The organism is Pseudomonas halotolerans (assembly GCF_039581215.1).
Taxonomy (GTDB): Bacteria; Pseudomonadota; Gammaproteobacteria; order Pseudomonadales; family Pseudomonadaceae; genus Aquipseudomonas; species Aquipseudomonas tehranensis.
In genome coordinates, this window is sequence record NZ_JBCNTJ010000008.1 from 204,947 (window position 1) to 227,339 (window position 22,393).

Consider the following 22,393-nt stretch of genomic DNA (forward strand, 5'->3'; position numbering starts at 1 on the left):
TGATTTGTTGTTGTTATTGAAGCGGTTATTTTTTAGCCGTCGGGACAGCGCTATCTTTCTGACGCAAAATTTTGAAACTCAACTGGCAAGCTTCAAACCGTGGTCCACCCACCAGACGTAAGCCTGATGAGCCAGTTCATCGACGCTGTGGCTGGAGGCGTCCAGAGCCAGGGTCAGGGGCTCGCCAACAGGGGATTGAAGGGTGGCAAACTGGCTGTCGATCAGGGTCGACGGCATGAAATGCCCCGGTCGATGGGACACGCGCTCGGCGGCCACTTCAGGGGTCAGTTCAAGAAATACAAAGCCCAGGCCCGGCAAGGCACTGCGCAGACGCTCGCGATAACTGTGCTTGAGGGCCGAACAGGTCAGCACCGGGCGCTCGCCCGTGGCATCGACACGGCGCAACTCTTCGCACAGGCTGTCGAGCCAGCCGGCACGGTCGTCGTCGTTCAAGGGGATACCGGCGCTCATCTTCTGGATGTTGGCCGCAGGGTGGAAAGTGTCGCCTTCAATGGCGGTGGCGCCGCTCAACTGGCACAGGGCCTGGCTGACGCAAGTCTTGCCGCAACCGGCAACGCCCATGATGACCAGGGCGGTGATGGGATTATTCATGTAACACCTCAGCGCGCAGACAGCGCTACCTTTGCAACGTGTGACACCAGAGCAAAAGCAGAAGTTGCCGACGCCTTCTTGTCATTTTTGTGGTTGCAGCATGTTCGTTCACAACGCCAACGGTCAGGGCTCAGGCAAACCCCGCTCACGCATTTGCAGCCGCGTCGAGACAGCGCTACCTTAGTGCCTTGATTTTTGTTTGGCAAGCCGCCCTGATGACCGTCACTAAAAACGATAAGAATACCCGCACCACCGGTCGCCCCACGCTCAACGAAGTCGCACGCCTGGCCGGTGTCAGCCCCATCACCGCCTCCCGTGCCCTGCGCGGCGTCAGCACCGTGGCCGAAGGCCTGGTGGAAAAAGTCCGCCAGGCCGCCCGCGATCTCAACTACGTGGTCAACCCCGCCGCCCGAGCCCTGGCTTCAGCCCAGAGTCATTCGGTGGTGGTGCTGGTGCCGTCGTTGTCCAACCTGTTGTTCATCGACACCCTGGAAGCCATTCATCGTGTGCTCAGGCCCAAAGGCTTCGAAGTGGTGATCGGCAACTATCACTACTCCCGCGACGAAGAAGAAGACCTGCTGCGCCACTACATGGCCTACCAGCCACGCGGCCTGTTGCTGACCGGCTTCGACCGTACCGAAAGTGCCCGGCGCATGATCGAGGCCAGCAACATTCCCTGCGTGTACATGATGGAGCTGGACCCCGGTGCGGGCCTTAACTGCGTTGGTTTTTCCCAGCTCAAGGCCGGTGAGACGGCGGCCGAACACCTGATTTCACGGGGGCGCAAGCGTCTGGCCTATGTCGGCGCGCAACTGGACCAGCGCACGTTGCTGCGCGGCGAAGGTTTTCGCCGTGCTCTGCAGAACGCCGGCTTGTACGACCCGGACCTGGAACTGCTGACGCCACGGCCATCCTCGGTCGGCCTGGGTGGCGAGTTGTTTTTGCAGCTGCTTGCCAGCCATCCGGACGTCGATGCAATCTTCTTCGGCAACGACGACCTGGCCCACGGCGCGCTATTGGAAGCCCTGCGCTGTGGCATCAAGATCCCCGAACAGGTTGCGGTCCTGGGCTTCAATGACCTGCCCGCCTCGGCCTACATGGTGCCGCGCCTGAGCAGCATCAGCACGCCACGAGAAGCCATTGGCCGTCGCGCCGCCGAACAGATGCTCACGTTGATGGCCGGCAACCGCATCGCCGAGCCAGTGGTGGATATGGGTTTTGAACTCAAGGTGCGCGAAAGCACCTGAGCTCGGCTGTCACGTGGGGGTCGATCCATGCCGTTCGACGGCAAGAATTGGCCGCCAAGATCGCCGGCACACGCTGCACAGCCCTTTGGATCCAGGGCCCGCGACGGCGGCATGGGATTTGCTCCTGCACATGGCTCAACCCTAACCGCAGGTATCCATCATGTTGGTCAGTGCACAACAGCAAACGATGATTTTACTGCCCAAACGTCCGGGCGAGGATCCCACCGCAGAAGCCGCCAGCGGCCTGCAAAGCGCCGCGTTGCAGGCGTTGCGCGATAACGTCCAGGCCCAGGCCAGCCAAGGCAGCGCGCAGGCGCAGACTTCGATCGCCCGGCAAGCCACGCAACCGGTCAATGCGACCACCGCCATCAGTGACAACGTTGATGAAGCGTTTGCCAAGACCCGGGTTCAGTTGCAGACCATTGCTTCTTCCACCTCCGATACGGCCAAGGTGCCAGACAGCACCGCTATGGCGGACTTCAAGGAATACATGAGCAAGACGCCAGAGGAGCGCCTGCGCGACAGCATTCTTGAAGAGATGGGCATCACGCAGGAAGAGGTCGATGCGATGCCGCCCGAGAAGCAGCTGGCGATCGGCCAGGAAATTGCCCAGCGCATGCAGGACAAGATGACGATGGCACAAGTCGAGAAGGACCAGCAGAGCCGCGCCACTGACAAGGAGCCGGCTACGGACATGTTCCTCGCCTCGCTTTGATTGGCTGCGGATTTTTCAGCGGGCGATGGCCGGGATACGACCCTGGCTCATCGCCCGCGGGTGTCGATTCAATGACCGAACAGATTCACCTTCTTGGCCTTTTTGTCGGCGCGCTTTTCATCGGCGGTTTTCGCCGGTTTTTTCTTTGCCGCTTTTTTTGAATCCATGCCTTTGGCCATGATACGTACTCCACTCATACGGGATGTGAAGTCAGGTATACACCTATCGCCGCAGACATGTTCTTTTATAATTGCCCTCCCCTCCCCGCACGCTGACTTTGCCATGCCCCAGATCCACTACACGCTGCTCGATGAACCGTTGTGGCCGCTGATGAACAAGTTCTATCGCGCCCACCAGTCCTCGATGAAAGCGGTGCGTGATGCGCAGTTGTGGGTGGCGCGGCAGGATGAAATCATCGCGGCCCTGTGCTTGCGACCGGTGTCGGGGGGACATTGGCTGACGGGGTTGTTTGTCGAGCCGGCGTATCGCATGCAGGGGATCGCGGCGCGCTTGATCGACAAAGCGGTGAAAGGCGTGGAAGGACCGGTCTGGTTGTTCTGTCACCCGGATTTGCGCGGTTTCTATGAGCAGCAGGGGTTCAGCTTCGACCCCGTGCTGCCTTATGCGATGGCCGAGCGCCTGAGTCGCTATGCGCGCAGCAAACCGATGATTGCGATGGGGATGGAACCTAAAACACAATCCTGAAGTGCAATACAGTCGAATGTGGGAGCGGGCTTGCTCGCGAATGCGCAGTGTCAGCCAAATAGATGTCGACTGACACGCCGCGTTCGCGAGCAAGCCCGCTCCCACAGGGGTTTTATGTCGGTTATCAGCTAGTCGTCCGCCGCCGGGTCCAGGTCAGGAAACATGACCTCGGTAAAGCCGAACTTACTGAAATCGGTAATGCGCGACGGATAGAGCCGCCCGATCAGGTGGTCGCACTCATGCTGCACCACCCGCGCATGAAAGCCCGAGGCCACACGCACAATGGCTTCGCCTTTGGGGTCAAAGCCTTCGTAACGAATGTGCTGATAGCGATCAACCGCACCGCGCAGACCCGGCACCGACAGACAACCTTCGAAACCTTCTTCCACCAGCGGGCTGAGTGGCGTGATCAGTGGGTTGATCAGGATCGTCTGAGGCACCGCCTCGGCGTCCGGGTAACGCTCGCTGTGCTCGAACCCAAAGATCACCAGTTGCAGGTCGACACCGATCTGCGGCGCCGCCAGGCCGACGCCACCCACGCTTTCCATGGTCTGGAACATGTCGTCGATCAATTGCCACAACGCTGGGCTGTCGAACATCTCCGGCGGCACCGGCGGGGCAATACGCAGCAGGCGTTCGTCGCCCATTTTCAGGATTTCACGAATCATGGTCAGGTTTCGTCAGTGTGGGGGTGAGGAATGGAATGGTCGCGGCCCAGGCCCGATACGTGCTGCTTTTCATGTTCGCCCGGAACCTTCTCGCCACGGTCCTTGCCCTCGGCGGACATGTGCTCAATCACTGCGTTCATCTCCGCACCGAGCAACAACACCGCCGAAGAAATATAGAAGTACAGCAATAGCACGATGATCGCGCCGATACTGCCGTACATGGCGTTGTAGTTGGCGAAGGTCTTGACGTAAAACGCAAAACCCAGGGACGCGATGATCCACACCACCACCGCCAGCACCGACCCTGGCGTGATAAAGCGAAACTCCTGTTTGACGTCGGGCATCACGTAATAGATCAACGCCACGGCCACCATCAGCAAAAACACGATTACCGGCCAGCGCACGATGGTCCAGAGCGTGACGATGAACTCCTCCAGCCCGACCTGGGCCGCGATCCAGCCCATCACCTGCGGCCCGAGCACCATCAGCGCCGCCGCAGCCAGCAGCATGCCGGCGATGCCAATGGTGTAGAAAATCGACAGCGGAAAACGCTTCCAGACCGGACGGCCCTCCACCACATCGTAGGCGGCGTTCATCGCGCTCATCATCAACCGGACACCGGCGGAGGCGGTCCACAACGCGATAACGATACCCACCGACAACAGCCCCCCCTTGGATTGCTGAAGCTGGTCGATCACCGGGTTGACCTGTTCCAGGGCCTGGGGCGGCAGCACCAACTCCGATTGCAGGCGCAGCCAGGAGAAGAAATCCGGCAAGTGCAGAAAACCGATCAGGGCGATGAGGAACAGGATGAAGGGAAACAGCGAAAACAGCATCTGGTAAGCCAACGCCGAGGCGTAGGTCGACATCTCGTCGTCGACGAACTCGGTCACGGTGCGCATCATCACACGATGCAAGGGCAAGCCTTTCAAGGCCGGGAACATCATGTGCGTCTCCTTTCGCCGCATAAAGGAAGGTCGCCTGGCGACTCATGGGATTGTTATCCAAGACAAAAGTAACCTGTTTGGCGACTTTTGGAACAATTTCCACGCTGCAAGTTCGAGCCGACATGAAAACGGCCATCCGCAGATGGCCGTTCCAAGCGCTTTTCAACAGGCCGGTTATGCCTTGTCGACGCCTTTCTTGACGGCATCCTTGGCCTTGCCTACGGTTTGCTGGGCCTCGCCTTTTTTCTCCTGGACCACGCCCTCGGCGCGCATGCGGTCATTGTCGGTGGCCTTGCCGACGCCCTGCTTGATGTTACCGACAGCTTCGTTGGCAACGCCCTTCACTTTATCGCTCGTGCTACCCATGATATTTCTCCTGTGAACAACTGTGGGAAAAGTCATTACATAAGGGTTGACCGGAGCCGTTTGCGGGGAGTTTCATTTTTTCAGCGGCACATTTCATCGTCGAATGCACGTTGCGCTTTATGTTTGCCGATCCACCCCCGAGAATGCCCCACGTATTCAGGCTGCGGCCTGAGGCTCCAATCCCGTAGGAACGTTATGAAACTTGATAAAAAGCAGGCCATTGCCCGCAGGAACCAGGAACTGGGCGGCGCCGTACTGGGCGTCAATAACTGCCATTTCAGCGAATTGAACCGTAACCGCAACATCTTCTGGTTCGATATCCCGGTGGCGCGCTTGGCCATCGGTCAGTACGAATGGATTCACCTGCTGCTGCACACACCGGCCACCGATGAATTGCTGCACCTGAAAGTGCCGACGGTGTTCCTGCGCGAGAAACTCGAAGGCCTGGAAGTGCGCAACCAGGGCAAGCGCAAGGCGGCCCTGAGCCTGGAGCTGAGTGCCGACAAGGATTCGTACCTGCAGGACATGCGGCCAGGTGGCACCAACCTGGATTTTGCCCAGTTTCGGTTGTAACCAATCCGTATAGCTGCCGGGCTTCCTGTGGCGAGGGGATTTATCCCCGCTGGGCTGTGAAGCAGCCCCACGCTTTCATGAGCCACACCAATCTGTCATACAAGACGCAGGGGGTTGCTGCGCAACCCAGCGGGGATAAATCCCCTCGCCACAGGCTTTTGGTGCCTGCCGGGACAATCCCAAACAAAAAGCCCCGCATTCGCGGGGCTTTTTGTTTATAGCGGTCTTACTTCTTCAGACCCAGCTTCTTCAGCTCTTCATCCCGCAACTCGCGCCGCAGGATCTTGCCCACGTTGGTGGTCGGCAACGCATCGCGGAACTCCACCGCCTTGGGCACTTTGTAGCCCGTGACGTTGGCGCGCATGTGTTCCATCACCTGCTCCTTGGTCAGCGTGACACCTGGGCGGGGCACAATGAAAATCTTGATCGCCTCACCGGATTTTTCGTCCGGTACGCCGATAGCTGCGCACTGCAGGACGCCCGGCAGGGTCGCCAGCACGTCCTCCAACTCGTTGGGGTACACGTTGAAACCGGAGATCAGGATCATGTCTTTCTTGCGATCGACGATGCGCATGTACCCGTCCGGCTGGATCAGCGCGATATCGCCGGTCTTGAGCCAGCCTTCGCTGTCGAGGATCTCGTCGGTGGCGTCCTGGCGCTGCCAGTAGCCCTTCATGACCTGTGGACCTTTCACGCACAATTCGCCGATTTCGCCCAATGGCAGTTCGTCACCCGCGTCATTGATAATCTTGCACAGCGTCGACGGAACAGGAATGCCGATGGTGCCCACGTGGATTTTCTGAATCGGGTTGACGGTGGCGACCGGGCTGGTTTCGGTCATGCCATAACCTTCGCAGATAGGGCAGCCGGTAACCGCTTTCCAACGCTCGGCCGCGGCCAGTTGCAGGGCCATGCCACCGGACAACGTCACCTTCAATGCCGAGAAATCCAGGTTGCGGAAGGCCTCGTTGTTGCACAGGGCCACGAACAACGTATTGAGGCCGACAAAACCGCTGAACTTCCACTTCGACAGTTCCTTGACCATCGCCGGGAGGTCACGTGGGTTGCTGATCAGGATGTTGTGGTTGCCGATCAGCATCATCGCCATGCAATGGAAGGTAAACGCGTAGATGTGGTACAGCGGCAGCGGCGTGATCAGGACTTCGCAACCTTCATTGAGGTTAGAACCCATCAGCGCCTTGCACTGCAACATGTTCGCCACCAGGTTGCGGTGGGTGAGCATCGCCCCCTTGGCCACGCCGGTGGTGCCGCCGGTGTATTGCAACACGGCCACGTCGTCGCTGGTCGGATTGGCTTCGGTCACTGGCTGGCCGTGGCCCTTGCTCAGCACCTCGTTGAACTTGATGGCCTTGGGCAAGTGATAAGCGGGGACCATCTTCTTGACGTACTTGATCACGCTGTTGATCAGCAGACGCTTGAGGGGCGGCAGCAGATCGGCGACTTCAGTGACGATCACGTGCTTGACGCCCGTCTTGGGCACCACCGCCTCAGCCAGGTGCGCCATGTTCGCCAGGCACACCAGCGCCTTGGCACCGGAGTCGTTGAACTGGTGTTCCATTTCCCGCGCGGTGTACAGCGGGTTGGTGTTGACCACGATCAGACCGGCGCGAATCGCACCGAACACGGCAACCGGGTACTGGAGAACGTTGGGCAGTTGCACGGCGATTCGATCGCCTGGCTGCAAATCGGTATGCTGTTGCAGATACGCAGCGAAGGCACCGGACAATTCATACAGTTCCCCGTAGGAAATTGTCTTGCCCAGGTTGCTGAATGCCGGCTTGTCGGCGAAGCGTTGGCAGGACTGCTTCAACACCGCCTGAATATTCGGATACTCGTCTGGATTGATGTCGGCAGCAATCCCAGCTGGGTACTTATCCTTCCAAAAGTCTTCGATCATGGAAGCCCACTCCTCAGCAACGCGAATTCTCACCGCATTTGATGCGATTATTATTGGTGTGTGTTTATTGGTGAATCTGGCCTTAATTCAACGCCGAGAAGTCACAAAAGCGCGCCGAGAGTAGCAGCTTTGCCGGGGGTCGCCTAGAGCCAAAAGTGGCCCATGCAGTCATAAATCTGACTCAAGAATATGCAGTGGTCATTTTTAGAGTAAAAATTCTAAGCACCACCAGATCGCTCTGAATCCACAAAAAACTGTGGGAGCGGGCTTGCTCGCGAAGGCTGAGTGTCAGTCGCCGAAAATTGTGACTGATAAACCGCATTCGCGAGCAAGCCCGCTCCCACGTCAGGTTTTCGTTGAGGCATCAGGCGATATCGCGCAACTCCCGCCGCAATATCTTGCCCACTGGCGTCATCGGCAACGACTCTCGCAGCACGATGTGCTTGGGAATCTTGTAACCAGTGAAGTTCTCCTTGCAGTAAGCCTTGAGCTCTTCAAGGCTGACGCCCGCCTCGCGCGGCACCACGAACAGTTTCACCGCTTCTCCCGAACGCTCGTCCGGCACGCCGATCACCGCGCAATTGGCAACTTTCGGATGGGCCATCACCACGTCTTCGATTTCGTTGGGGTACACGTTGAAACCCGAGACGATGATCATGTCTTTCTTGCGATCGACGATGCGCACGAAACCGTCCGGGTCGATCACCGCGATGTCACCGGATTTGAACCAGCCCTCGCCATCCAGCACCTCGGCGGTGGCTTCGGGTTTGTTCCAGTAACCTTTCATGATTTGCGGGCCCTTGATGCACAGCTCGCCGCGCTCGCCCAATGGCTGTTCGGTGCCGTCGTCGCTGATCACTTTCATGACCGTGCCTGGCACCGGCAGCCCCACCGTGCCCAGCCGGGACTTCTGGCCATAAGGGTTGGTGCAGGCCACCGGCGAGGTTTCGGTCAGGCCATAACCTTCGGTGATACGGCAGCCGGTGAGTTGCTCCCAACGTTCGGCGGTGGCCTTGACCAGCGCGGTGCCACCGGAGTTGGTGAGCTTGAGGCTGGAGAAATCCAGGGTCTTGAAATCCGGATGGTCCATCAACGCCACGAACAGCGTGTTGAGCCCCAGCAACGCCGAAAAACGCCAGTTCTTCAGCTCTTTGATAAAGCCACCGATGTCCCGCGGATTGGTGATCAGCACATTGTGGTTGCCGGTCACCATCATGCACATGCAATTCGCCGTGAAAGCGTAGATGTGGTACAGCGGCAGCGGCGCGATCATCACTTCCTGGCCTTCGCGCAGCAGCGGCTGGCCGTCGTCGCCGAACTGCCCCAGGCATGCCCGGGCCTGCTGCATGTTCGCCACCAGGTTGCCGTGGGTCAGCATGGCGCCCTTGGCAAGGCCGGTGGTGCCGCCGGTGTATTGCAACACTGCGATGTCATCGAGACTGACTTGCAGCGGTTTGATGCCATGGCCCCGCCCCAGACGCAACGTGCTCTTGAATGAAACCGCCTGGGGCAGCGAATAGTCAGGGACCATCTTCTTGACCTTGCTTACCAGCGTATTGACCAGCCAACCCTTGGCAGCCGGCATCAGGTCGCCCATCTTCGCCTCAATGAGGTACTGCAGATCGGTGTCAGGCAGCACCTCCTGGACTTTCTGCCCGAACAGGTTCATGTACACCAGCGCCCGGGCGCCGGAGTCCTTGAATTGGTGACGCATTTCCCGCGGGGTATATAGCGGGTTGGTGTTGACCACAATCAACCCGGCGCGCAAGGCACCGAACACGGCGATGGGGTATTGCAGGACATTGGGCATCTGCACCGCGATACGATCGCCAGGCGCCAGGTCGGTATGGGCTTGCAGGTAACCGGCGAAGGCGGCGCTATAGCGCTCGAGCTCGGCATAGGTCAGGGTCACCCCCATGTTGCTGAACGCCGGACGGTCGGCGAATTTCTTGCAGGAACGCTCGAACACCTCGATCACCGATTTGTACGCCCCCAGGTCAATGTCCAGGGGCACGCCGGCCGGGCGTTTGTCATTCCAGAAATCAGGCTGCATTGTTTTTGTCCTCTTTAACCTGAACGTGTCCGGGCCGCTTCTGTGGCTCTTGCACAGGCGGTGCTCTTGGGACACTAGCAGCTATGGCCAATCAGGCAAATATGACAACCTGCGTCATAGATTGTGTGAATCTACCTGCCACGACGTAACGTAACGTGACCTGATCAGGCGAGACGCAACGGATGCGCTATACAATGCAGCGACGCTGTGTTTGCCCTTGTGTATGCCCGTGAGTAAAGGAATGCCCATGATCCACCAAACGTTCATGCTCACCGCCACCGACCACACCCGCCTGTTCGTCAATCAGTGGCTGCCTGACACCGCCCCTGAAGCGGTGATCATGCTGGCCCACGGCATGGCCGAACACAGCGGCCGCTACGCGCGTCTGGCCCAGGCGCTGTGCGATGCAGGCTACGGCGTCTATGCGCCGGACCTGCGCGGTCATGGCAAGACCGGCGAAGCGGCGACGCTCGGCCATTTTGCAGACGAGGATGGCTGGGCCAAGGTAGTCGGCGACCTGGCCAGCCTCAATCAGCACATCGGCCAGCAACACCCCGAGGTTCCCATTGTGCTGCTGGGTCACAGCATGGGCAGCTACATCGCCCAGGCTTACCTGTTGCATCACAGCGCCAGTCTGCACGGGGCGATTCTCAGCGGCTCGAATTTCCAGCCCGTGGCGCTCTATCGCGCCGCACGCCTGATCGCCTGTTTCGAGCGCAAGCGCCAGGGTCCCAAGGGCCGCAGCGCCCTGATCGAGTGGCTGTCCTTCGGCAGTTTCAACAAGAAATTCAAACCCACGCGCACCCCCTTCGACTGGCTCAGCCGCGACCCGGCAGAAGTCGACAAGTACCTCCACGACCCGCTGTGCGGCTTTCGTTGCACCAATCAGTTGTGGGTCGACCTGCTCAGTGGGTTGCAGCAGATCAGCAAAGCGTCCAATCTCGCCCAGATCGATCCGGGCCTGCCCCTGCTGGTGATCGGCGGCGAATGTGATCCGGTGAGTGAAGGCAAGCGTCTCAAGGATCTGGCCGACGCCCTGCGCGGCGCCGGTAGCCAGCACTTGCAATGGACGATTTACCCGCAAGCCCGGCACGAACTGTTCAATGAAACCAACCGCGATGAAGTGACGGCCGACGTGCTGGCCTGGATTGCCCAGGCCCTGAGTCACAAGCGACCGCCACGCAGCGAATAGGTTTGCAGCGTTTTCCTTTACTCGTCACAGGATTTGATAGATGACCCAGGTTACCAACATCCCCTACGAAGCCCTCGAAGTCGGCCAGACCGCCAGCTACAGCAAAACCGTCGAAGAGCGCGACATTCAGCTGTTCGCCGCCATGTCGGGCGATCACAACCCGGTGCACCTGGACGCCGAATTCGCCGCAGCGAGCATGTTCAAGGAGCGCATCGCCCATGGCATGTTCAGCGGAGCGCTGATCAGTGCGGCGGTGGCCTGCGAGCTGCCTGGGCCGGGCACCATTTATATCGGCCAGCAAATGAGCTTCCAGAAGCCGGTGAAAATCGGCGACACCCTGACCGTGCGCCTGGAAATTCTTGAAAAACTGCCGAAATTCCGCGTGCGCATCGCCACTCGCGTGTTCAATCAGCGCGATGAACTGGTGGTGGACGGCGAAGCTGAAATCCTCGCGCCACGCAAGCAACAGACCGTGACCTTGCCGACGCTGCCGGCGATTACGGTCGGTTGATCCACCCGCATTTACGGTGGATGACTTGTGGCGAGGGGATTTATCCCCGTTGGGCTGCGAAGCAGCCCCCTGCACTCGGCGCTGACACCGCGGTGATGTAAGGTGTTGGGGCCGCTTCGCGCCCCAGCGGGGATAAATCCCCTCGCCACAAAGTTATTGCGGGTCTTCACGCACCTGCACGCTCGCCGTCATCCCCGCGCTCAGGTTCACCCCTTCGGGCACCTTGTCCAGCTTGATCCGCACCGGAATCCGCTGGGCCAGGCGCACCCAGTTGAACGTCGGTTCGACCTCGGCCAGCAGTTGCGCATCGGGGTTGGTATTGCGGTCGGTGATACCGCGACTGATGCTTTCGACGTGACCTTGCAGGACATGGTCAGCGCTCATTAACCAGACCTTGACCGGATCACCCACGCGGATCCTGGGCAGTTTGGTTTCTTCGAAATAGGCCTGCACGTAAAACGTTGAATCGTCGATCAGCGCCATGACCGGTTGCCCGGCATTCACGTAGTTGCCCTCGGCCAGACGCAGGTTGGTGATATGGCCGCCCCGTGGGGCCAGCACCTGGCTGCGGGCCAGATTGAGCTCGGCGACCTTCGCCTCCGCCTGGGCCTCGCGCAGTTCGCCCCGGGCGATGCCGGCGTTGATCTGGGCGTTCTCGCGCAACTCGGCGCTGATAGCCTGAGGCCCCAGGGCGGCGCGTCGACTGGCTTCGTGTTCACGCAAACTCAGTTGCTGCTGGCGGGTCTGAACCACCGCCCGGGCTTTCTCCAGCGCGGCCTCAAAACGTTCGCGGTCGATGCTCAGCAACAAATCGCCTGCCTTGACCTGCTGGTTATCCACCGCCTTGAGCTCACGCACCCAACCCGATACGTCAGGGGCGATCACCACCACGTCGGCGCGAATCCGCGCATCCCGGGTCCAGGGCGTGAGCATGTAGTACTGCCACAGATGAAACCCGGCGAAGATCGCCACGGCCACCACGCTCAGCGTGACAGCAACACGTACGGAGGTACGCATGTTCAACTCCTTATAGCGGTCCGAGGACCACGGTAATAACAGTCAGGACACAGACATACAGGGCGCAGTCGAACAAGGCTTCATGCCAGATCCAGCGCCCGGCCGGCACGAGGCTGAGCAACAGGCGTAGCCCCCCGGTCACCAGCAAGGCCAGCACCACATAAATCAAAAACGGGCTGAGCAATACCCCGCCTATCGACCACTCACGCAAGCCCATGGCTGTGCTCCCGTTGTTCAGGTTCATGCTGACGGCACCAGGCGCGCCAGCTGTTCTGCAATTGCACCACCGCGCCCTGGGCCAGTTTCAGCGCATCGCCGGGCGGTTGCGTCGACAACACCTTCAGGAACTCGTCGCTCGCCGGGCCCAGTGCTTCGGCCTGATCTACTGCCGGACCGCGCTCAAGCACCTGCTCCAGCGCTTCGAAGTAACGGCGCTGGGCGCGGTTGTCGGGCATTTGGGCGACGGCCAGACTCAAGCGCAGATGCAGCAACTCGTCCCCCATGTCCAGGCCCAACAATCCGTCATCCCAACGGCTACGCGCCGGCACCGGCAGTTCGGGATAATGCCGCGCCAGTTGCAGCAGCCGATCAGCCATGCGCCCGCCGAACCAGCTCTCGGCGCCCCGCAGGTTACGACGCGTGAGACGCACCAGATCATCAAGCGTGGCAGCCAGCAGACGACGGCTATGCCAGGCTGGATCGCGCAGAATCAGCAGGTTGAATGCCAACACCGCCGCGCCGACACCGAGCATCATCGCTTGCGCATTGTTGAAGAACGCCGCCACGTCATATTTCATGGCGTTGAGCGGCGATATCAGCACCACGAAATGCAGGCAAAACGAGGTGGCCGTGGCGAAAATCTGCGGCTTGGCCATGCCCAACGCCCCCAGGAACAGCGGCACGCCCATGGCCATGCCCAACATCGCAAAACTGCTCCACTGCGGCAGCAAAATCTCACCGACCACAAACGCCGTGGGCACCGCCAACAGAATTCCCCGAAGAAAACTCATGCCGATCTGCGCGCCGTTTTCACGACTGGCGAATAGACTGCACACCACGCAGGTGAGCACCAGCGCGCCTGAGGCGGCGGGCCAGGCAGTGGCCAGCCAAAAACAGGCGACCGCCAGAAACGCCAGGGCGCTACGCGCACCAAATACCATGGCCAGGGGCAGGTCACGATGAGGCGCCAGGGTGCGCGGCGGATCCACCGCCTCCCTGCCCTCTTGCACCGCCCTCAAGGCTGCGCAGGCGGCCAGGGCGGTATCGAGCAACAAGGCGAAGCGGGCCAGGCAATAGCTTTGCGCCGAACTGATCCGAGGGTCGTGAGACGCGTCCAGCACCCGTGGCCGCAGGGCTTGCAACGTCGCGCTGTCAGCATCGAGGGCTTGTTGCACCTCGCTCATCCAAGGCTTGAGAGCCTCGGCTTCCTCTGGGTCGAGTTGTTTCCATTGCCGCCGGACCGAGCGGGAGATGCGCAGCAGCATCAACAGTTTCTGGCTCAGAGCGCTGATGGCCCGGGCCCGCTGCCGCCCCAGGCTGCCTTCAAACCAGGCGTGCTCGCGCTGGGCGTCCACGGCGACGATCTTGCCGAGGATTTCCAGCAGCCCTTTACGGGCCTGGGCATCGCCGGTCAGTGTGGCGCGGGCCGCGTGCATGCCGCTCTGCCAGGCGGCACGGGCCTGATCGGCCAATTGCCGCTCAACCCGCAACGGCCAGAGCAACGCGCTGGCCGCCGTGGCGCAGACAATGCCCAGACTGATCTCCGTACAGCGCGCCACCGCCTGATCGAACACCCCCAGCGGATGGGAAATCGCCGGCAGGGCAATGATCGCCACCGTGTACCCGGCCAGCACGAAGGAATAGGACCAGGCGCTGCGCAGCAGTGTCGAACAGGCCGTGCACAAGCCCAGCCACACGGCCAGCGCCAGCAGGAACAGCCAGGGCGTCTGGGCGAACAGCCCCATGAACACCACGGACATGACGGTGCCCACCAACGTCCCGAGCAGCCGCGCCAAGCCTTTTTGCACCACCATCCCGGACAGCGGTTGCGCCACGATGAACGCGGTCATCAACGCCCATGAAGGCTGCTCCAGCCCCCAGCGCAAGGCCAGCCAAAGCGCCAGCCCGCCACCGAGCACGGTCTTGATGGCGAATTGCACAGCGAGGCGGTCGGGGGCGAACAAGGCCTGGAAAGTAATGGGCACGCGAAAAACTCTTCTGGGAACGCAGTAACGATAGATGCAATAAAAGGGTGATGGAGGGTGTAATTATTAGCTAGCTATCTATTTGAGTCCAGAGTTGTTTCCAGAAGCTGCGTAGACACGCCGGAGCGTAGGAGCTGTCGAGTGCAACGAGGCTGCGATCTTCCCCCATCCAATCGATGAACCCCATAAAAAAACGCCAGACAAGCTGGCGTTTTTTTGTTCTGCACGCGTGTTTAGCTGGCGCGCGCCTGGTTACGCAGGGCTTTCACCTGGTCATGGTTACGCTGCACGCCATGGTACTGACGCTCAACCAAGTCGCGAATGCCTACCAGGTTGTGCTTGCTGATTTTCTCCATGGCTTCCTTGTAAGCCTTCAGAGCATGGTCTTCGCCGCGCTCGGCTTCGTTAAGGACCGCTTCTTCGTCCTTGCCAGTGAACACGGCTTTCACGTCGACCCAACGGCGGTGCAGGTCACCGGCCACGCTGGTCGAGGTTTCCGGATCGCCGCCCAGCGAGCGTACGGCAGCTTGCAGTTCAGCTGCGGCGGTGGCGCAGTCTGCGGCACGCTGGACGAACAATGCCTTGAGTTGTGGATGCTTGATGTCTTCAGCGCAAGTCTTGAAACCTTCCTGACCGTCTTTGCTGGTTTCGATCAGGTCGTTCAGGACGGAGATGGATTCTTTATTGATGTCGGTCATTTTTCAATTCCTTTGCTTGTGAATAAAAAACCTACAAGCAATATTGCATCGGTCGTGCCAGCCCCCCGCTCAAAATAAAACACTTTAAAATCAGATATTTAAGTAATCACCCCACAACTGTATCCGTGTTCTTTGCATGATCTGTCATTTGGCCTGCATGCAGAATGCCTGTATTTTCCAGGCTGACTGAATCAAGACCCAGACCATGAACCCGGAAAAGCTCGAACTGCTGGTGACACGCCAGATGCCCTTTGGCAAATACAAAGGCCGAATCCTGGCCGACCTTCCCGGGCAATACCTGAACTGGTTCGCTCGCGAGGGTTTTCCTCACGGGGAACTGGGCGCTTTGCTAGCGCTGATGCAGGAGATCGACCACAACGGTCTGTCGGATCTGCTTGACCCACTGCGCGCCAAACATGGCAAACCCAAGCCCCAACATTGATCGAGCCCCGCCATGCCCGAGAACACCCTGCGCGCCCACGATGAAAGCTTCTGGGAGACTTTCGTGGGCCGCTACGATGTCGACCCTCATGCTCCGCTCAATCTGGAAAACGGCTACTTCGGCCGCATGTCCCGGACCGTGGTCGAGGAGTACCAACGCAACATCGAGTTCGTCAACCGCGGTAACTCGGTGTACGTACGCCAGCATTTCGACCGGGACCATGGCGAAGCGATTCGCCAGCAAGTGGCACAGCTGATCCACGCATCCCCCGCTGGCGTAGCGCTGGCCAACAGCGCTGTAGACGCTCTGCAAACGCTGATTCGCAACTACAACGGCCTCAAGCCTGGCGATCAGGTATTGATCTGTGATCTGGAATACGCGTCGGTCAAAAGCGCGATGCGCTGGCTGGCCCGGCAGCGGGGCGTGCAAGTCATTGAACTCGTCCACCCCTACCCCGCCAGTTTCGAAAGCCTGGTGGGCACTTATCGCCAGGCGTTCATTCGCTATCCGAGCCTCAAGCTGATGGCGCTGACTTACGTCAACCACCTCACCGGGCTGGTGATGCCGGTCCAGGCCATTGCCGAGACCGCTCGTGAGTTTGGCGTCGATATCATTCTCGACGGTGCCCATGCCTTGGGCCAGATCGATTTCGACCTGAAAAAGCTCGGTATCGAATTCGCCGGGTTCAACCTGCAGAAGTGGATCGGCGGGCCACTGGCCCTGGGCTTTTTATACATCGCACCGCAACGGCTGGCCGACATCGACCCGGACATGGACGAAGATCATTGTCCTGCCACTGATGTGCGCTCGCGAACACCCCACAGCACGCCCAACATCCCGGCCTTGCTCACGCTGCCCCTGGTACTGGAGGAACACCGTGCATTGGGGGGCGCATCGGCCAAGGGCGCGCGGCTCAGCTATCTGCGCGACCTGTGGGTGAATGCCGTGCGTGATGTGCCGGGGATCGAAATCATGACGCCGGACGATCCGCGCCTGCACTGCGGCATCACGTCGATGCGTTTCACCGAACACCCCGATCAACAGGCGATGGCTGATCGACTGCTCAATGACTATGGGATCTTCACGGTGGTGCGTAACACCAGTGTCGGGCCGTGTATCCGCATTACGCCTGGGCTGATTACGTTGGCCAGTGACATCGAGCGGTTGACTGCGGCGCTGATTAACCTGAGCCGAATGTAGTTGTGGCGAGGGGATTTATCCCCGCAGGGCTGCGCAGCAGCCCAGCAAGGTGGACTTAACCTATCTGACGCACCGAGATGTCAGGTTTCGGGGCCGCTGCGCGCCCCAGCGGGGATAAATCCCCTCGCCACAAATCCAGCGTTCATCCAGCGCGGTACGATAAAACCCAGGCAAAAAAAAACGGCGCGCCGACCAAGCGCACCGTAAAACCGTAGAACACCCAACGAAGGTTCGGTAAAAGACAATCAGTCCAGCAGCGCCAGCGCCTCAGCGGTGCATTCCTGGATGCGGGCCCAGTCGCCGTTCTTGATCCACTCAGGATCAAGCATCCAGCTGCCGCCCACGCACATCACGTTTTTCAACGCCATGTAGCTCTTGATATTGGCCGGGCTTACGCCGCCGGTCGGGCAGAATTTCACTTCGCCGAACGGGCCGCCCAAGGCCTTGATGGCCGCGACGCCGCCGCTGACTTCCGCCGGGAACAGTTTGAAGCGGCGATAGCCCAGGCCATAGCCTTCCATGATGCCGGAGGCGTTGCTGATGCCCGGCAGCAACGGGATCGGGCTGTCAACGCTGGCCTCCAGCAGATCACGGGTGATGCCTGGGGTAACGATGAACTGAGAACCGGCGGCCTCGGCGGCGGCCAGCATGTGGCGGTCGAGCACCGTGCCGGCGCCCGTCACCAGTTCCGGACGCTGCTCGCGCAGCACCTGGATGGCCTTGAGGCCGTACTGGGAACGCAAGGTCACTTCCAGCGCCGTCAGGCCGCCAGCGGCCAGGGCATCGGCCAGCGGCAGGATGTCCTGCTCACGGGCGATGGTGATCACCGGCAGGATCCGCGCCTTGGCGCAAAGGCTGTCGATCAGGGTAATTTTGTCCGCCATGGAAACGGTCGGGGATGGGTTTTTCATAGCGGCTGATCCTTGGTTCATGGGCACCAGTAAATCTCTAACGTAGGTTGCAAAAACGCGCGAACCGGCATTTCGGCAACGTTGTCACCGGCCACCGCAGCGTTCAGGGTGGTCAATTTCGACTGACCGGAAATCGACAGCACTTTGTGTTTGGCCGAGGCCAGCAAGGCGCGGCTCATGGTCAGGCGTTGGTGCGGCACGGTGGGCGCCAGCATCGGCCAGCAGCGGCGAACGCCATTGGCATCCAAGGCTTGAGCCAGGTTCGGGCTGTCAGGGAACAACGAGGCGGTGTGCCCGTCATCCCCCATGCCCAACACCAGTACATCGATGGGCGGCAGCTCGGCCAGCAAACGATCGGCCTGCTCGGCTGCGGCTTCCAGGTCGGCGCTGGCGCTGTAGAGGCTCAGGAACTGGGCCTTGGCCGCCGCACCTTGGAGCAGGTAACGCTTGAGCAGACCGGCGTTGCTGTCAGCGTGCTCAACCGGCACCCAGCGCTCGTCGGCCAGGCTCACCACCACGTTCGACCAGTCCAGCGCCTGTTTGGCCAGGCTCTGGAAAAACGCCACGGGGCTACGACCGCCGGAGACCACCAGGGTCGCCGTGCCGCGCGCCTCGATTGCTGCGCGTAATTGCTCGGCCACCTTCAACGCCAAGCCCTCGGCCAACAGCATCGGGCTTTTGAATTCGTGGGCGCTGACGCCCTGCGGCAGTTTCACTTCAGATATCGCCATACCATGACCTCCCATCCCGCGTGATCAGTGCAATGGAGCTCATCGGCCCCCAGGACCCGGCCGCATACGGCTTGGGCGCATCGCCGGATTTCTTCCACCCGGCGATCAACTGGTCACACCACGTCCACGCGGCTTCAATTTCATCTTTACGGACAAACAGGTTCTGATTGCCGTTCATGACTTCCAGCAACAACCGCTCGTAGGCATCGGGAATCCGCGCGCTGCGATAGGTGTCGGAAAAGTTGAGTTGCAACGGACCGCTGCGCAATTGCATGCCCTTGTCCAGGCCTTGCTCCTTGGTCATCACCCGCAAGGAAATCCCCTCGTCCGGTTGCAGGCGGATGATCAGTTTGTTGCTGATCTGCAAGCGCTGCTCGGGGGCGAAGATGTAGTGGGATGGTTCCTTGAAGTGAATGACGATCTGCGACAGCTTCTGCGGCATGCGCTTGCCGGTGCGCAGATAAAACGGCACCCCGGCCCAGCGCCAGTTGCGGATGTCGGCGCGCAGGGCCACGAAGGTTTCGGTATCGCTCTGGGTGTTGGAGTTGGGCTCTTCCAGGTAACCCGGCACCGACTTGCCCTCGCTGTGGCCGGCGATGTACTGGCCGCGCACCACTTGAGTGGTCAGGCCTTCCGGGCTGATGGGCGCCAGGGCCTTGAGCACTTTGACCTTCTCGTCACGGATGCTGTCGGCGGACAGGTCGGCCGGCGGGTCCATGGCAATCAGGCAGAGCAACTGCAACAGGTGATTCTGGATCATGTCGCGCAGTTGACCGGCCTTGTCGAAATAGCCCCAGCGGCCTTCGATGCCGACCTTCTCCGCGACAGTGATTTCCACATGGGAAATGTAATTCTGGTTCCACTGGGTTTCGAACAGGCTGTTGGCGAACCGCAGCGCGATCAGGTTCTGTACCGTCTCTTTACCCAGGTAGTGGTCGATGCGATAGGTGCGGTTTTCCGGGAAGAACTGCGCCACGGCGTCGTTGACCTTGCGCGACGATTCCAGGTCCGAGCCGATGGGTTTCTCCAGCACGACGCGGGTGTTTTCGCACAAGCCGACCTTCGCCAGGTTCTCGCAGATCGCTCCGTACACCGCCGCCGGGGTGGCAAAATAGGCAATGACTTGCTGGGCTGAACCGGCCTGCTCGGCCAGGGCGACATAGTCGTCGGCCTTGAGGAAATCCACGTGCAGATAAGTCAGTCGCCCCAGGAAGCGTTCAACCACGGTCTCGTTCAGATCCTTGTCGCCCACGTAGCGGCGCAACTCGGCGGCGATGAACGCCAGGTGTTGCTGCTCGCTGCCCGGCTCCCGGGCCAGGGCAATGATCCGCGTGTCCTCGTGCAGCAGGTCGGCGCCATCAAGCTGATAAAGGGCAGGAAACAGCTTGCGCAAGGCCAGGTCGCCCAACGCGCCGAACAAGGCAAAGGTGCACGGTTCAACCGTAATCGAATGCATGATGTTTGTTCTTTTATCAAGTTAAGCTACAAATACCTTTTTTCAAGGCATCACTCAAGGAAAAATGTAGTAATAACCACAACATTTTTCGAAAATACTGATTCCGAGTGGTGGTACACCGGAGCCATCAGTAGGATAGGCCACCGCAAAGGGTCGTATCAAAGACCCGTCTTTCTAGGAATCTTGTATGGACCGCGTGCGAAATTTACTGGAACAGATCCAGAGTCGCCTTGAAGACCTGAACAAGGCAGAACGCAAAGTGGCCGAAGTGATCCTGCTCAACCCACAGCAGGCCACCCGCTTCAGCATCGCGGCGCTCGCCCAGGCCGCTTCGGTCAGCGAACCCACCGTCAACCGTTTCTGCCGCTCATTCGGCGTCAGCGGCTACCCGGAACTCAAGCTGCAACTGGCCCAAAGCCTGGCCAGCGGCGCGGCTTATGTCAGTCGCGCGGTGGAGGCCGACGACAACCCGGAAGCCTACACCCGGAAAATCTTTGGCAGTGCCATTGCCTCATTGGACAGCGCCTGCCAGGCCCTTGATCCCAATTTGATCAGCCGTGCCGTGGACCTGCTGATCCAGGCCAGGCAGATCCACTTCTTCGGCCTCGGCGCCTCGGCACCGGTGGCGCTGGATGCCCAGCACAAGTTTTTCCGCTTCAACCTGGCGGTGACCGCCCACGCCGATGTGCTGATGCAGCGGATGATCGCGTCGGTGGCCCATACGGGCGAGCTGTTCGTGATCATTTCCTATACCGGCCGTACCCGCGAGCTGGTGGAAGTCGCGCGCATTGCCCGGGAGAACGGCGCGTCGGTACTCGGGCTGACCGCCGAAGGCTCGCCCCTGGCCAAGGCCAGCACCCTGAGCCTGAATATCCCGCTGCCCGAAGACACCGACATCTATATGCCGATGACCTCGCGGATCATCCAGCTCACCGTGCTGGACGTGCTCGCCACCGGCATGACCTTGCGCCGTGGCGTGGACTTCCAGCCGCATCTGCGCAAGATCAAGGAAAGCCTCAATGCCAGCCGGTATCCGGTGGGGGATGAGTTCAACTGACTCAATCCAAAATCTTCAGTGCCTGATCGTCCGCCTTCGCGAGCAAGCCCGCTCCCACAGGGGTTCGAGTTGTTCACATAATTTGTGATCAAACATGGACCTTGTGGGAGCGGGCTTGCTCGCGAAGGCGCCAGTCGCACACCAGAGATCCTGAGCTAAGCCCCCACCCACGCCTGCAAACTCAAATGCGCCCGCTCCCCCGGTGCCAGCCACTGGCTGTCGGTGCCGCCGCTGGCCGCTTCGACGCAGACGAATTCGCTGATTTCATCCCAGCTCACCCCCAGCAAAGGCCGGGCGCCGGGATGCCACACCACGGTATCGGCGCTGGCGCCGGTGTCGATGCACAGCTCTCGCTGCCAGGCGTGGTCCTTAAGCTGTAATTCACCTTCATGCTGGAACACCCGCTGACAACCGCCCTCGACGCGCAAATCGCCTTCCTGCTGGCATGCCGCACGGTTCAATTGATCGTAACCCTGCGCGCCTTCGAGCCCGGACAGCGCTATCTCACCGACGTCACCAATACGCCAATAGGCGTGCAGAGCCTGGCTCAATTGGCACGGCAGGCTGTCTTGATGCTCGGTACTCAAGCGTAATTCCATGCGCTCGCCCAAGTCGGCGTGCAGGTCCACCTGCCAGTCGCACAACTGGAGCTGCCAGTGCAGGTGCACGCCTGTTTCATCGCTGCGGCTGTCGAGCAGTTTCCAATCGAGCAACCGTGCCCAGCCATGGGACGGCCAGGCATTTTCACTCGGATGACGGCCATACCACGGCCAGCACACCGGCACCCCGCCGCGTATTGCGCCAACGTGCGGCCACTTGGCCGCGCACCACAGCCAGGGCTTCTGACCGCGAGGCTGAAAATGCAGTAACTGCGCGCCCTGCCGACTGAACACCGCCTGACACAGCGGGTGATCGATCACCAGCACATCGCGTTGCCGATAGCGCTCCCACGCAAACACCGGGCGCTCGCGCAAGGATCTGAAAAAGCGTTGTAGCGGATGCTCATGCATGAGCTGCGGTCCTGGAAATCATTGAATGGCTCATCTGTTTGCAACGCGTTCTTTTTGTGGCGAGGGCGCTTGCTCCCGCCCGGTTCTGTAGGAGCTGTCGAGCGAAGCGAGGCTGCGATCTTTCCACAGCCAATTGAATCGAGAGCGAAAGATCAAAATC

General features: G+C 60.1%; 23 protein-coding genes. 9 read left to right on the plus strand and 14 right to left on the minus strand.

The genetic code is table 11. The features are described from left to right. Positions 1-78: 78 nt before the first annotated feature. The gene (locus AAIS01_RS13770; RefSeq protein WP_343469407.1) at positions 79-612 is read right to left on the minus strand and encodes a gluconokinase; all 534 of its coding nucleotides are present in this window, start codon (positions 610-612) and stop codon (positions 79-81) included. A 215-nt stretch (positions 613-827) separates the two neighbouring features. Here AAIS01_RS13770 and gntR point away from each other — a divergent pair, with 215 nt between their 5' ends. The 3 genes from gntR (at position 828) to AAIS01_RS13785 (ending at position 3,279) form a co-directional block, all read left to right on the plus strand. Then, a complete protein-coding gene (gntR, locus tag AAIS01_RS13775; protein WP_343469408.1) occupies positions 828-1,859 on the plus strand; it encodes an HTH-type transcriptional regulator GntR in 1,032 nt (343 codons plus the stop codon). Positions 1,860-2,019: 160 nt separating this feature from the next. Next, on the plus strand, positions 2,020-2,574 hold the full coding sequence (locus AAIS01_RS13780) for a hypothetical protein (RefSeq protein WP_343469409.1): 555 nt from the start codon (positions 2,020-2,022) through the stop codon (positions 2,572-2,574). Between the two features lie 282 nt (positions 2,575-2,856). Continuing rightward, entirely contained in the window at positions 2,857-3,279 is a 423-nt protein-coding gene (locus AAIS01_RS13785; protein ID WP_343469410.1) for a GNAT family N-acetyltransferase, read from the plus strand. A 128-nt stretch (positions 3,280-3,407) separates the two neighbouring features. Here AAIS01_RS13785 and def read toward each other — a convergent pair whose 3' ends face one another. From def to AAIS01_RS13800, 3 genes are all read right to left on the minus strand, one after another. Continuing rightward, positions 3,408-3,947 carry a peptide deformylase gene (def, locus tag AAIS01_RS13790; protein WP_343469411.1) on the minus strand — a complete coding sequence of 180 codons (540 nt, stop codon included), beginning with the start codon at positions 3,945-3,947 and terminating at the stop codon, positions 3,408-3,410. Between the two features lie 2 nt (positions 3,948-3,949). Beyond that, positions 3,950-4,894, minus strand: a complete 945-nt coding sequence (locus AAIS01_RS13795) for a YihY/virulence factor BrkB family protein (protein ID WP_343469412.1) — start codon at positions 4,892-4,894, stop codon at positions 3,950-3,952. 174 nt (positions 4,895-5,068) lie between these two features. Further along, positions 5,069-5,260 carry a CsbD family protein gene (locus tag AAIS01_RS13800; RefSeq protein ID WP_343469413.1) on the minus strand — a complete coding sequence of 64 codons (192 nt, stop codon included), beginning with the start codon at positions 5,258-5,260 and terminating at the stop codon, positions 5,069-5,071. Positions 5,261-5,455: 195 nt separating this feature from the next. Here AAIS01_RS13800 and AAIS01_RS13805 point away from each other — a divergent pair, with 195 nt between their 5' ends. Continuing rightward, on the plus strand, positions 5,456-5,833 hold the full coding sequence (locus tag AAIS01_RS13805) for a hypothetical protein (RefSeq protein WP_025212261.1): 378 nt from the start codon (positions 5,456-5,458) through the stop codon (positions 5,831-5,833). Between the two features lie 226 nt (positions 5,834-6,059). Here AAIS01_RS13805 and fadD1 read toward each other — a convergent pair whose 3' ends face one another. Together fadD1 and fadD2 are read right to left on the minus strand one after the other, a co-directional pair. Beyond that, positions 6,060-7,751, minus strand: coding sequence for a long-chain-fatty-acid--CoA ligase FadD1 (fadD1, locus tag AAIS01_RS13810; protein WP_186656333.1), 1,692 nt, complete (start codon positions 7,749-7,751; stop codon positions 6,060-6,062). Between the two features lie 364 nt (positions 7,752-8,115). Beyond that, on the minus strand, positions 8,116-9,804 hold the full coding sequence (fadD2, locus tag AAIS01_RS13815) for a long-chain-fatty-acid--CoA ligase FadD2 (RefSeq protein WP_343469414.1): 1,689 nt from the start codon (positions 9,802-9,804) through the stop codon (positions 8,116-8,118). Positions 9,805-10,051: 247 nt separating this feature from the next. On the opposite strand from fadD2, the gene AAIS01_RS13820 reads away from it, so the two are divergent. Both AAIS01_RS13820 and AAIS01_RS13825 read left to right on the plus strand, forming a co-directional pair. Further along, positions 10,052-10,996: an alpha/beta hydrolase gene (locus AAIS01_RS13820; protein WP_343469415.1), complete on the plus strand. Its 945-nt coding sequence runs from the start codon at positions 10,052-10,054 to the stop codon at positions 10,994-10,996. A gap of 40 nt (positions 10,997-11,036) precedes the next feature. Further along, positions 11,037-11,507, plus strand: a complete 471-nt coding sequence (locus AAIS01_RS13825) for a MaoC family dehydratase (RefSeq protein WP_003184579.1) — start codon at positions 11,037-11,039, stop codon at positions 11,505-11,507. A gap of 153 nt (positions 11,508-11,660) precedes the next feature. Here AAIS01_RS13825 and AAIS01_RS13830 read toward each other — a convergent pair whose 3' ends face one another. The 4 genes from AAIS01_RS13830 to AAIS01_RS13845 form a co-directional block, all read right to left on the minus strand. Then, a complete protein-coding gene (locus AAIS01_RS13830) occupies positions 11,661-12,524 on the minus strand; it encodes an efflux RND transporter periplasmic adaptor subunit (protein WP_092397089.1) in 864 nt (287 codons plus the stop codon). A 10-nt stretch (positions 12,525-12,534) separates the two neighbouring features. Then, a complete protein-coding gene (locus AAIS01_RS13835; protein WP_047228349.1) occupies positions 12,535-12,741 on the minus strand; it encodes a DUF1656 domain-containing protein in 207 nt (68 codons plus the stop codon). After that, the gene (locus tag AAIS01_RS13840) at positions 12,728-14,728 is read right to left on the minus strand and encodes an FUSC family protein (RefSeq protein WP_343469416.1); all 2,001 of its coding nucleotides are present in this window, start codon (positions 14,726-14,728) and stop codon (positions 12,728-12,730) included. The genes AAIS01_RS13835 and AAIS01_RS13840 overlap by 14 nt, the downstream gene beginning before the upstream one ends. Before the next feature lie 233 nt (positions 14,729-14,961). After that, positions 14,962-15,426 carry a PA2169 family four-helix-bundle protein gene (locus AAIS01_RS13845; protein ID WP_343469417.1) on the minus strand — a complete coding sequence of 155 codons (465 nt, stop codon included), beginning with the start codon at positions 15,424-15,426 and terminating at the stop codon, positions 14,962-14,964. A 205-nt stretch (positions 15,427-15,631) separates the two neighbouring features. Between AAIS01_RS13845 and AAIS01_RS13850 the strand changes: the two genes are divergently transcribed. Continuing rightward, complete coding sequence (locus tag AAIS01_RS13850) at positions 15,632-15,868, plus strand: DUF3820 family protein (protein ID WP_343469418.1); 237 nt, start codon at positions 15,632-15,634, stop codon at positions 15,866-15,868. A 12-nt stretch (positions 15,869-15,880) separates the two neighbouring features. Next, positions 15,881-17,068 carry an aminotransferase class V-fold PLP-dependent enzyme gene (locus AAIS01_RS13855; protein WP_343469419.1) on the plus strand — a complete coding sequence of 396 codons (1,188 nt, stop codon included), beginning with the start codon at positions 15,881-15,883 and terminating at the stop codon, positions 17,066-17,068. Between the two features lie 245 nt (positions 17,069-17,313). Here the strand turns inward: AAIS01_RS13855 and AAIS01_RS13860 are convergent, their stop codons facing one another. From AAIS01_RS13860 to zwf, 3 genes are read right to left on the minus strand one after another with little or no spacing between them, the layout of a single operon-like run. After that, positions 17,314-17,979: a bifunctional 4-hydroxy-2-oxoglutarate aldolase/2-dehydro-3-deoxy-phosphogluconate aldolase gene (locus tag AAIS01_RS13860; protein ID WP_343469420.1), complete on the minus strand. Its 666-nt coding sequence runs from the start codon at positions 17,977-17,979 to the stop codon at positions 17,314-17,316. Between the two features lie 17 nt (positions 17,980-17,996). Next, positions 17,997-18,710 carry a 6-phosphogluconolactonase gene (pgl, locus tag AAIS01_RS13865; RefSeq protein ID WP_343469421.1) on the minus strand — a complete coding sequence of 238 codons (714 nt, stop codon included), beginning with the start codon at positions 18,708-18,710 and terminating at the stop codon, positions 17,997-17,999. Continuing rightward, positions 18,697-20,166 (minus strand): glucose-6-phosphate dehydrogenase, encoded by a 1,470-nt coding sequence (gene zwf, locus AAIS01_RS13870; RefSeq protein ID WP_092397073.1) that lies wholly within the window; start codon positions 20,164-20,166, stop codon positions 18,697-18,699. Before zwf ends, pgl begins: the two co-directional genes overlap by 14 nt. Before the next feature lie 196 nt (positions 20,167-20,362). Here zwf and AAIS01_RS13875 point away from each other — a divergent pair, with 196 nt between their 5' ends. Further along, positions 20,363-21,223, plus strand: coding sequence for a MurR/RpiR family transcriptional regulator (locus AAIS01_RS13875; protein ID WP_171061416.1), 861 nt, complete (start codon positions 20,363-20,365; stop codon positions 21,221-21,223). A 155-nt stretch (positions 21,224-21,378) separates the two neighbouring features. On the opposite strand, the gene AAIS01_RS13880 is transcribed toward AAIS01_RS13875, so the two are convergent. After that, positions 21,379-22,233 (minus strand): D-hexose-6-phosphate mutarotase, encoded by an 855-nt coding sequence (locus tag AAIS01_RS13880; protein WP_343469422.1) that lies wholly within the window; start codon positions 22,231-22,233, stop codon positions 21,379-21,381. Positions 22,234-22,393: the final 160 nt, after the last annotated feature.

What these genes read in the sequence shown, in the direction of transcription:
- AAIS01_RS13800 (WP_343469413.1), bottom strand. Translation starts at nt 5,260, where the DNA reads ATGGGTAGCACGAGCGATAAAGTGAAGGGCGTTGCCAACGAAGCTGTC.
- fadD2 (WP_343469414.1), bottom strand. Translation starts at nt 9,804, where the DNA reads ATGCAGCCTGATTTCTGGAATGACAAACGCCCGGCCGGCGTGCCCCTG.
- AAIS01_RS13845 (WP_343469417.1), bottom strand. Translation starts at nt 15,426, where the DNA reads ATGACCGACATCAATAAAGAATCCATCTCCGTCCTGAACGACCTGATC.
- AAIS01_RS13825 (WP_003184579.1), top strand. Translation starts at nt 11,037, where the DNA reads ATGACCCAGGTTACCAACATCCCCTACGAAGCCCTCGAAGTCGGCCAG.
- AAIS01_RS13805 (WP_025212261.1), top strand. Translation starts at nt 5,456, where the DNA reads ATGAAACTTGATAAAAAGCAGGCCATTGCCCGCAGGAACCAGGAACTG.
- def (WP_343469411.1), bottom strand. Translation starts at nt 3,947, where the DNA reads ATGATTCGTGAAATCCTGAAAATGGGCGACGAACGCCTGCTGCGTATT.
- AAIS01_RS13820 (WP_343469415.1), top strand. Translation starts at nt 10,052, where the DNA reads ATGATCCACCAAACGTTCATGCTCACCGCCACCGACCACACCCGCCTG.
- zwf (WP_092397073.1), bottom strand. Translation starts at nt 20,166, where the DNA reads ATGCATTCGATTACGGTTGAACCGTGCACCTTTGCCTTGTTCGGCGCG.
- AAIS01_RS13785 (WP_343469410.1), top strand. Translation starts at nt 2,857, where the DNA reads ATGCCCCAGATCCACTACACGCTGCTCGATGAACCGTTGTGGCCGCTG.
- AAIS01_RS13860 (WP_343469420.1), bottom strand. Translation starts at nt 17,979, where the DNA reads ATGAAAAACCCATCCCCGACCGTTTCCATGGCGGACAAAATTACCCTG.
- AAIS01_RS13850 (WP_343469418.1), top strand. Translation starts at nt 15,632, where the DNA reads ATGAACCCGGAAAAGCTCGAACTGCTGGTGACACGCCAGATGCCCTTT.
- pgl (WP_343469421.1), bottom strand. Translation starts at nt 18,710, where the DNA reads ATGGCGATATCTGAAGTGAAACTGCCGCAGGGCGTCAGCGCCCACGAA.
- gntR (WP_343469408.1), top strand. Translation starts at nt 828, where the DNA reads ATGACCGTCACTAAAAACGATAAGAATACCCGCACCACCGGTCGCCCC.
- AAIS01_RS13855 (WP_343469419.1), top strand. Translation starts at nt 15,881, where the DNA reads ATGCCCGAGAACACCCTGCGCGCCCACGATGAAAGCTTCTGGGAGACT.
- AAIS01_RS13770 (WP_343469407.1), bottom strand. Translation starts at nt 612, where the DNA reads ATGAATAATCCCATCACCGCCCTGGTCATCATGGGCGTTGCCGGTTGC.
- AAIS01_RS13830 (WP_092397089.1), bottom strand. Translation starts at nt 12,524, where the DNA reads ATGCGTACCTCCGTACGTGTTGCTGTCACGCTGAGCGTGGTGGCCGTG.
- AAIS01_RS13780 (WP_343469409.1), top strand. Translation starts at nt 2,020, where the DNA reads ATGTTGGTCAGTGCACAACAGCAAACGATGATTTTACTGCCCAAACGT.
- AAIS01_RS13880 (WP_343469422.1), bottom strand. Translation starts at nt 22,233, where the DNA reads ATGCATGAGCATCCGCTACAACGCTTTTTCAGATCCTTGCGCGAGCGC.
- AAIS01_RS13795 (WP_343469412.1), bottom strand. Translation starts at nt 4,894, where the DNA reads ATGATGTTCCCGGCCTTGAAAGGCTTGCCCTTGCATCGTGTGATGATG.
- fadD1 (WP_186656333.1), bottom strand. Translation starts at nt 7,751, where the DNA reads ATGATCGAAGACTTTTGGAAGGATAAGTACCCAGCTGGGATTGCTGCC.
- AAIS01_RS13835 (WP_047228349.1), bottom strand. Translation starts at nt 12,741, where the DNA reads ATGGGCTTGCGTGAGTGGTCGATAGGCGGGGTATTGCTCAGCCCGTTT.